This is a genomic window from Glycocaulis sp., from assembly GCF_052168375.1.
GTDB lineage: Bacteria > Pseudomonadota > Alphaproteobacteria > Caulobacterales > Maricaulaceae > Glycocaulis.
On the sequence record NZ_JBQLZR010000019.1, the window covers coordinates 1 to 1,267 of the forward strand.

The following is a 1,267-nucleotide window of genomic DNA, read 5'->3' on the forward strand; positions in this document are numbered from 1 at the left end:
TGCGCTTCGATGCACCGGGCGAGGTCGATTTGCGGTCGCTGTCTGCCAGCCCGCCACGGCTGGTCGAGATGATCCGTGCAGCGCCGGAGGAGACCGGCCTCTCGGTCTCGCTCCTTTTCGAAGACGGCGCTACTGCGCGGGTCTGGGATGATGAAGACGGCCGCCGGGTCGTGCTCGACATCCTGCCGGAAGGCCATGTCTCTGCTGACGCGTTGCTGGCTGCGCTCGGCGGACTCGAAGAGGAAGCGCCTGAACAAGCGCCTCAGGAAGCGGAGGCCCCCGCCGAGCCGGAAGCACCGCCTGTCATTGTCCGCCCTGATCCGGTGCCCGAAGGCGGTATCGTCCGCGTCCGCATGACGCGCAGCGGCAATGATGTGCTTTTGCATTTCGAATGGGCGAGCCTTCCGGGCCTCGCCGTCTTCCGCCGTCCAGATGCCGTGTGGCTGGTGTTTGACGCTGCCGCCGAACTTGATCTTTCTGAGTTATCGCAGGCGCCGCGCCGCCATGTTGGGGGCTTCCAGACCGTTCGCGGTACAGATCATGTCGCGCTGCGTATCGAGGCCCCTGAAGCCAGCCTGCCTGATCCGGTGGCGGCCGGTTCGACCTGGACGATTGCCTTGCGCGATTCCGTCGATCAGCCGCCGCGGCCCGTCGTCCTGATCCGCGAGACACCGCCTGGCGAACCGGCCCGCGTGCGCATCGCGATGGAGGGCACCCGCTCGGCCCTGCGGGTCGAAGACCCTGTGCTGGGCGACACGCTTCTTGTCCTGACCGCCGATGGTGAAAAGAGCGGCGTGGTCCTGCCCTACCGCATGGTCGAGGCCAATATTCTGCCATCCGTTCAGGGTGTCGCGATCCAGCCTCTGGCCGACGATCTGGAGCTGTTCGTGCATGAAAGCGGAGCGGAGCTGACCCGTCCGGGCGGACTGACCCTGTCGCGTTCCGGCAATGCTGTGGCAGCAGCAGGCGCAGCCCTGCCGACATCGCCCGGCTTTGCCGATCTGGTTGCGTGGCGGGGCGGAGACGAGTTTCAGCCGGCCTTGACGCGCGCCTTGCAAAGGGCGTCCGGCGGCGAGCCCCGTGAGCTCTTGAATCTCGCGCGCTTTTATCTTGCCTGGGAACTGGCACCCGAAGCGCTGGGCGCAGCGCGGCTGGCCGCCGAGGCCGATTTCGCCATGGCCTTCTACAACCCACGCTCCCGCGCCCGGCCGGGGGGCTTCGGCCGCACTCTCGAGGGGGTGCGCGAGGCCTGCGGGCCGGAGCGCCC

General features: G+C 67.8%; 1 pseudogene. It reads left to right on the forward strand.

Annotated elements, in window-relative coordinates:
* Nucleotides 1–1,267: pseudogene (locus ACTS2Z_RS00650) on the forward strand (hypothetical protein); the annotation flags it as partial.